The organism is Streptomyces sp. NPDC058240 (assembly GCF_042882135.1).
GTDB lineage: Bacteria > Actinomycetota > Actinomycetes > Streptomycetales > Streptomycetaceae > Streptomyces.
Map to the genome: position 1 here is coordinate 57998 of NZ_JBHVWT010000035.1, position 6429 is coordinate 64426.

Genomic DNA, 6429 nt, shown 5'->3' on the forward strand with positions numbered 1-6429 from the left:
GCTACGCCTCCTCTTCCTTCTTGTCCTTGCGGCTGAATTCGATCTCCACGCGTGCCTTGGCGATCTCGTCGAAGGCGACCCGGCGGGACGTGGGCTTGCGGCCCTTGACGCCCGGCACTTCGAGGTCGAGGCCTTCTTCGTCCACGGCGAGGATGCGGGCCACCAGCTCGCCGCCCTCGTGCAGATGCAGCTTGGCCAGGCGGCCCGTGGCACGTACGTAGTGGCGGTGCTCCGTCAGCGGACGGTCGGCACCGGGGGAACTGACTTCGAGGACGTACTCGCCGTCGCCCATCGCGTCGGTCTCGTCGAGCTTCTCGGAGATCGCGCGGCTCAGCTCGGCGCAGGCGTCCAGCTCGACGCCCTCCTCGGAGTCCACGATGATCCGCAGCACGCGGCGGCGACCGGCCCGGGACACCTCGATCTCTTCGAGATCCAGCTGTTCGGCGCTGACGAGCGGTTCGAGCAGCCCGCGCAGCCTCTCGCTCTGGGTGGTGCTCATCCGGGTGACTCCTCGGCCGCGTGTGCTGTTGTGGGGATCGTCGCGTGTCAGGTCAAAGGGTATCCGGTCCCGAGGGGTGTTGCCGTCCGCCGGCTCCCCGGCCGCGGGTACGCTCGCCTGCGGTGATCACTTCAGGACAGATCCAGTCAAGTCAGGTACAGGCCCGAAGGAGAACAGGTGCGGCGCACGGGGACGACGCGCAGAGGTGCGTTCACCGCGACGGGAGCGCTCGCCCTGGGGGCGGTGCTGGCCGGCTGCGGTGACGGGCCGGGGCGCGGGAAGGACTCCGCCCGGTCCGGGGCGGCGACGGCGGCCGAGCAGGCCTCCGCGGCGCGGGCGGAGGAGAGGATCCGGACAGCCGCCGCTCGTACCGGCCTGGAACTGCTCGGCGGGTACGAGCAGGTGATCAGGGCCCACCCGGCGACCGCCGCCGGGCTCTCGCCGCTGCGGGACGCCGTACGCGCCCATGCCAAGGCGCTGGCACCGGCCGACGGGCAGGCGCCCGCCCTCCCGCGGTCGCGGGCGGCCGATGCCGAGGCCGGTCTCAAGGAGCTGGCCGCGGCGGAGCGCCGTGCCGCGGACGCGCACCTGGCGGCCCTCATGGAGGCCCCGCCGGAGCTGGCCCGGCTGCTGGCATCGATCGCGGCGGCGGGCGCGGCCCACGCCTATCTGCTGACCGAACTGGCCAAGGAGACCTCGTCATGAGTGCCGGGACACGGAAGGCCGCACAGGCGGCCCTGGCCGCCGAACACGCGGCGGTGTACGGGTACGGGGTGGTCGGCGGCCGGGTCGCCGAGGGCCGCCGGGCCGAGGCCGTGGCGGCCTATCACGCGCACCGGGCCCGGCGCGACGCGCTGACGCGGACCGTGCGCGGACTGGGCGGCGAGCCGGTGGCGGCGCAGGCCGCGTACGCTCTGCCGTTCGCGGTGCCGGACCCGGCCGCGGCGGTGCGGCTGGCGGCCGTGCTGGAGGACCGGGTCGCGGGTGTGTACTCCGATCTCGTGCGGGCCGCCGAGGGTCCGCTCAGGCGGGAGGCGGCCGACGCGCTGCGGGAGGCCGCGGTGCGCGCGGTCCGCTGGCGGGGCAGCGGCGTAGCCTTTCCCGGGCTCGTCGAGCGGTCCGCCGACGGCACCGGTGCGAAGGCGGGGACAGCCACGAACGCCGGGTCCGGTGCGAAGAACGGGGCCGATGTGACGAACGGGTCCGGCGCGGCGCACTGAAGAAGCTCTGAAAGGGAACAAAGCACGTATGGGTTTCGAACCGCCGCAGCGTCTGGTGCGGGCGCTGGGCGAGTCGTACGGGGATGCGGCCGCCGCCGACTGGCTCGCGCAGCTTCCCGCACTGACCGAGGAAGCGCTGTCCGCCACCGGACGGAAGCCGACCGTGGAGCGGGTCGCCGCCCCGGGGGGCCGCAGCAGTCTGGTCCTGCTGGTGACGGGTTCCGACGGCACCCCGGCCGCCCTGAAGATCGCGCCGCCCGGGGCCGCACCCGAGCTGGAGCGGGCGGCACTGGCCCACTGGAACGGCTGGGGCGCGGTCCAGCTCATCGCCGCCGGCCCCGGCTCACTGCTGTTGGAGCGGCTGCACCCCGAGGTGTCGCTGCGCTCGCTGCCGGAGGCGAAGGCGCTGCTCGAAGCGGCGGGGACGGTGCGCCGGCTGTGGGTCGAGCCGCCGGCCGGGCACGGTTTCGAGACGGTCGCCGAACGGACCGGGCACCGGATCGGGCCGATGCGCGCCTGCGCGGCTGCCGCCCCGGGCCTGGAGCCGCTGGTCTCCGCGGCGCTCGCGGCGCGTGAGGAGCTGGTCGCCCACTCCCCCGAACTTCTGCTGCTGCACGGCAACTTCCGCCAGAGCAAGGTGTTGGCCGGCGAGCGGGCACCGTGGCTGACGGTCGGCCCCGAGCCGCTGGTCGGCGAGCGCGCCTACGACCTGGCCCGCCTGGTGCGCGACCGCGTCGAGGACCTGATCGCCTCGCCCGGCGGCCCGGTGACGGCCCGCCGGCGGATCAAGAAGCTCGCCGATTCGCTGGACGTGGACCGGGAGCGGCTGCACGGCTGGACGCTGTTCCGCGCGGTGGAGTCGGGGACCCGGGCGCTGACGGCCGGCCGCCGCCAGGAGGGCGAGCTGACGCTGGAGTTCGCGAGCTGGCTCTGAGGACCGACAGGCCGCAGGCCCCCGCGCGGTGCGCGGGGGCCTGCGGCTTTCTGCGGGGTCAGGCGGTGAGGCGGGCGATCGCCTCGTCGACGGTGAGCTCCTCGCGCTCACCGGTGCGGCGGTCCTTGAGCTCCAGGACGCCCTCGGCCGAACGGCGGCCGGCGACCAGGATCTTCGGGACGCCGATGAGCTCGGAGTCGGTGAACTTGACGCCGGGCGAGACGCCCGGACGGTCGTCGACCAGGACGCGCAGGCCCGCGGCGTTCAGCTTCTCGGAGACATCGAGCGCCAGCTCGGTCTGGAGCGCCTTGCCCGCCGCGACGACGTGCACGTCGGCCGGGGCGATCTCGCGGGGCCAGCACAGGCCCTTGTCGTCGGCGGTCTGCTCGGCGAGGGCGGCCACCGCGCGGGAGACGCCGATGCCGTACGAGCCCATCGTGACGCGGACGGGCTTGCCCTGCTGGCCGAGGACGTCGAGGGAGAAGATGTCGGCGTACTTGCGGCCGAGCTGGAAGATGTGCCCGATCTCGATGGCGCGGTCCACCCGGAGGCCGGTGCCGCAATTGGGGCAGGGGTCGCCGGCCTCGACGACGACGACGTCGAGGTGGTCGGCAACCTCGAAATCACGGCCCGCGACGACGTTCTTCGCGTGCTTGCCCTCCTTGTTGGCGCCGGTGATCCAGGCGGTGCCGGGGGCGACGCGCGGGTCGGCGATGTAGCGGACCTTCTCCAGGCCCTGCGGGCCGACGTAGCCGCGTACCAGGTCGGGACGGCCCTCGAAGTCCTCGGCGGTGACGAGCTCGACGACGGCGGGGGCGAGGTGCTCGCCGAGCTTGCCGAGGTCGACCTCGCGGTCGCCCGGCACGCCCACGGCCACGATCTCGCCGTCGACCTTGACCAGCAGGTTCTTCAGGGTCGCGGAGGCCGGGACGCCGAGGTGTGCGGCGAGCGTCTCGATGGTCGGGGTGTCGGGAGTGTCCAGCTCCTCGACGGGGCCGTGCGCCGCGCCGTCCGCGGGGGTGGCCTTGAAGGTCACGGCCTCGGTGTTGGCGGCGTAGTCGCAGGCGGGGCAGTCGACGAAGGTGTCCTCACCGGCCGGGGCGGGCGCGAGGAACTCCTCGGACGCCGATCCGCCCATGGCACCGGAGACGGCGGAGACGATGCGGTGGTCGAGGCCGAGCCGCTCGAAGATCCGGATATAGGCGGCGCGGTGGAGCTGGTACGCCTCGGCGAGACCCTCGTCGGTGGTGTCGAAGGAGTACGAGTCCTTCATCTGGAACTCACGGCCGCGCAGCACGCCGGCCCGGGGACGGGCCTCGTCGCGGTACTTGGTCTGGATCTGGTACAGGATCACGGGCAGGTCCTTGTAGGACGAGCACATGTCCTTGACGACCTGGGTGAAGATCTCCTCGTGGGTGGGGCCGAGGAGGTAGTCGGCACCCTTGCGGTCCTTGAGCCGGAACAGCAGGTCGCCGTACTCGTCGTACCGCCCGCTCGCCTCGTACGCCTCCTTGGGCAGCAGCGCGGGGAGCAGGACCTCCTGGCCGCCGATGGCGTCCATCTCCTCGCGGACGACGCGGGTGATGTTCTCCAGGACCTTCTTGCCGAGCGGCAGCCAGGTCCAGATTCCGGCCGCGGTGCGACGTACGTATCCGGCCCGGACGAGCAGCTTGTGGTTGAGCGTCTCGGCGTCGGCCGGGTCGTCGCGCAGTGTCTTGATCATCAATCGGGACATGCGCTGGACCTGGGCCATGGTGAACTCCTGCTTGGAAAGGGTGATGTGCAGGAGGTTAGCCGGGCGGTACGGGTGGGCGGAAATCCATTGTCCGCGGTGCCGGTGCCGTGACCGGCGAGGTGCGGCACCGGGCACGCGAGCCCGGCCTGATCCAAACGAAAAGCCGTGCGTGCCAGACGCCGCACGGCAGACGGCAGTTTGACGGCAGGGCCTAGCCCTTGCGACGCAGCGGGAGCGGGGCTCCCATCACGGCGTACGGCTTGGGGGCGCTGGGAAAGAGCACCTGCCGGGCCAGGTCCTGGTAGCCGAGACTGCGATACAGGCCACGTGCCGGGCTCTCCGTGTCGATGGCGGAGAGGATGGAGCGGGGCTGGTCGACGGCGTCGGTGATGGTGGTGATCAGCGTGCGCCCGATGCCCCGGTTCTGGAACTCCGGCAGGACGTGCAGTTCGGTGATGACGAACGCGTCGTCGAGCCAGTGCACGCAGCCGGTGGCGCGGAGGTAGGGCTCGACGACGGTGGACCACCACTGGCCGCGTTCGTTCGGCATGCCGTAGACGAAGCCGACGAGCCGCTCGCCGGCGGTGGTGGCGCCGAGGGCGCGGGCGCGGGGGTGGTCGAGGTGTCTGAGGACGATATGGCGCCGTACCTCGACCTCTTCGGGACCCAGGCCGAAGGCGACGGCCTGCACGGCGAGCGCCTCGTCCACGCGCGCTGCGAGATCGATCGGCCCGATCCGGACGCTGGGAGTGCGGGGGCCGCCCCCGGGAACTGCTGCCATGCGCCGACCCTACTGGCCGGGGCGGGGTGCGAGGTACGGGGCGGTGAAGCCGGTGGCCGGCCGGTCAGAACAGCACGCTCATGAACGCGCCGGTCTCCCGGAAGCCGACCCGGGCGTAGGCCCGGCGCGCGGGGGTGTTGTAGTCGTTCACGTAGAGGCTGACGACGGGGGCGACATCGGCCAGCGCGTAGCGCAGGACCGCGGCCATGCCGGTTTCGGAGAGTCCGCGGCCGCGGTGTTCGGGGGCGACCCAGACGCCCTGGATCTGGCAGGCCTGCGGGGTCGCGGCGCCGATCTCCGCCTTGAAGAGGACCTTGCCGTCCTCGATCCGGGCGAAGGAGCGGCCGGCTCCGATGAGCTCGGCGACGCGGGCCTGGTAGAGGAGTCCGCCGTCGCCCGCGAGCGGGGAGATGCCGACCTCCTCGGTGAACATCGCCACGCAGGCCGGCATCAGGACGTCCATCTCGTCCTTGCGGATCCGGCGGACCAGGGGGTCGGGGGTCACGTCGGCGGACGGGCTCTCGGTGACCATCAGCGGCTGGTTCGCCCGGACTTCGCGGGCGGGTCCCCAGCCGGGTTCGAGCAGCCGCCACAGCTGGGCGGTGGGTTCGGCGGGGCCGACGATCGAGGAGCAGCGGCGGCCGGCCCGGCGGGCCCGGTCGGCGAAGGCCCGGACGGCCTCGGGGGTGGCGCAGATGGGGACGAGGTTGGCGCCCGAGTAGCAGAGCGAGCGGAGTCGGCCGTCGGCGTACCAGCCCCACATCTCGCCGCCGAGGCGCCAGGGATCGAGACCTGCGATCTGGACCCGGGACGTCACGAAGGCGTTGGCGACGGGCTCGCTCTCCAGGACGGCGAGAGCGGCACCGAGGTCGCGGGGTTCGAGGACCCGGGTGGTGGTCTGCGTCAACACGAGGGGGCCTCACCATACGGTCTGCTGATTTCCGCACTTTAACCGAAGCGGCTCATCCGTGCCGCCCGTGCCTGCGAACAGGCTCCGCGGCGGTCCGTGAGGTCGCTCACGGCGGCGCCCCGCCGGTCGGTGTCCGTCCGGCGGGGCGCTGTGGTGCGAGTCGTGGTTCAGCCGACGTCGTGGTTCAGCTGACGTCGTGGTTCAGCTGACGGAGACCTCGGGCTCGCCCGAGGCGATGCCGTCCTTCTCCATCTGCTCGGCGATCTTCATGGCCTCTTCGATCAGCGTCTCGACGATCTTCGACTCGGGCACCGTCTTGATGACCTCGCCCTTCACGAAGATCTGCCCCT

7 protein-coding genes and 1 pseudogene are annotated in these 6429 nt (G+C 72.5%); 3 read left to right on the forward strand and 5 right to left on the reverse strand.

Going from position 1 to position 6429, the window contains the following annotated elements:
* Position 1: 1 nt before the first annotated feature.
* Positions 2–499: a ribosome maturation factor RimP gene (rimP, locus tag ACFVX4_RS32770; protein WP_266427442.1), complete on the reverse strand. Its 498-nt coding sequence runs from the start codon at positions 497–499 to the stop codon at positions 2–4.
* Positions 500–676: 177 nt separating this feature from the next.
* Here rimP and ACFVX4_RS32775 point away from each other — a divergent pair, with 177 nt between their 5' ends.
* Genes ACFVX4_RS32775 through ACFVX4_RS32785 form a run of 3 tightly spaced genes read left to right on the forward strand, consistent with a single transcriptional unit; the run spans position 677 to position 2653 of the window.
* Entirely contained in the window at positions 677–1204 is a 528-nt protein-coding gene (locus ACFVX4_RS32775; protein WP_389984360.1) for a hypothetical protein, read from the forward strand.
* A complete protein-coding gene (locus ACFVX4_RS32780; protein WP_389984363.1) occupies positions 1201–1719 on the forward strand; it encodes a ferritin-like domain-containing protein in 519 nt (172 codons plus the stop codon). The genes ACFVX4_RS32775 and ACFVX4_RS32780 overlap by 4 nt, the downstream gene beginning before the upstream one ends.
* Positions 1720–1747: 28 nt before the next feature.
* A complete protein-coding gene (locus tag ACFVX4_RS32785; RefSeq protein ID WP_389984366.1) occupies positions 1748–2653 on the forward strand; it encodes an aminoglycoside phosphotransferase family protein in 906 nt (301 codons plus the stop codon).
* A gap of 58 nt (positions 2654–2711) precedes the next feature.
* On the opposite strand, the gene ACFVX4_RS32790 is transcribed toward ACFVX4_RS32785, so the two are convergent.
* From ACFVX4_RS32790 to ACFVX4_RS32805, 4 genes and pseudogenes are all read right to left on the reverse strand, one after another.
* Positions 2712–4406, reverse strand: a complete 1695-nt coding sequence (locus tag ACFVX4_RS32790; protein ID WP_389984369.1) for a proline--tRNA ligase — start codon at positions 4404–4406, stop codon at positions 2712–2714.
* 193 nt (positions 4407–4599) lie between these two features.
* Positions 4600–5169, reverse strand: coding sequence for a GNAT family N-acetyltransferase (locus ACFVX4_RS32795; protein ID WP_389984372.1), 570 nt, complete (start codon positions 5167–5169; stop codon positions 4600–4602).
* A gap of 64 nt (positions 5170–5233) precedes the next feature.
* Positions 5234–6079: a GNAT family N-acetyltransferase gene (locus ACFVX4_RS32800; RefSeq protein ID WP_389984375.1), complete on the reverse strand. Its 846-nt coding sequence runs from the start codon at positions 6077–6079 to the stop codon at positions 5234–5236.
* 201 nt (positions 6080–6280) lie between these two features.
* A pseudogene (locus tag ACFVX4_RS32805) lies at positions 6281–6429 on the reverse strand (4-hydroxy-3-methylbut-2-en-1-yl diphosphate synthase); the annotation flags it as partial.

Coding starts and splice junctions, on each gene's coding strand:
- ACFVX4_RS32795 (WP_389984372.1), bottom strand. CDS start 5,169: ATGGCAGCAGTTCCCGGGGGCGGCCCCCGCACTCCCAGCGTCCGGATC.
- ACFVX4_RS32785 (WP_389984366.1), top strand. CDS start 1,748: ATGGGTTTCGAACCGCCGCAGCGTCTGGTGCGGGCGCTGGGCGAGTCG.
- ACFVX4_RS32780 (WP_389984363.1), top strand. CDS start 1,201: ATGAGTGCCGGGACACGGAAGGCCGCACAGGCGGCCCTGGCCGCCGAA.
- rimP (WP_266427442.1), bottom strand. CDS start 499: ATGAGCACCACCCAGAGCGAGAGGCTGCGCGGGCTGCTCGAACCGCTC.
- ACFVX4_RS32790 (WP_389984369.1), bottom strand. CDS start 4,406: ATGGCCCAGGTCCAGCGCATGTCCCGATTGATGATCAAGACACTGCGC.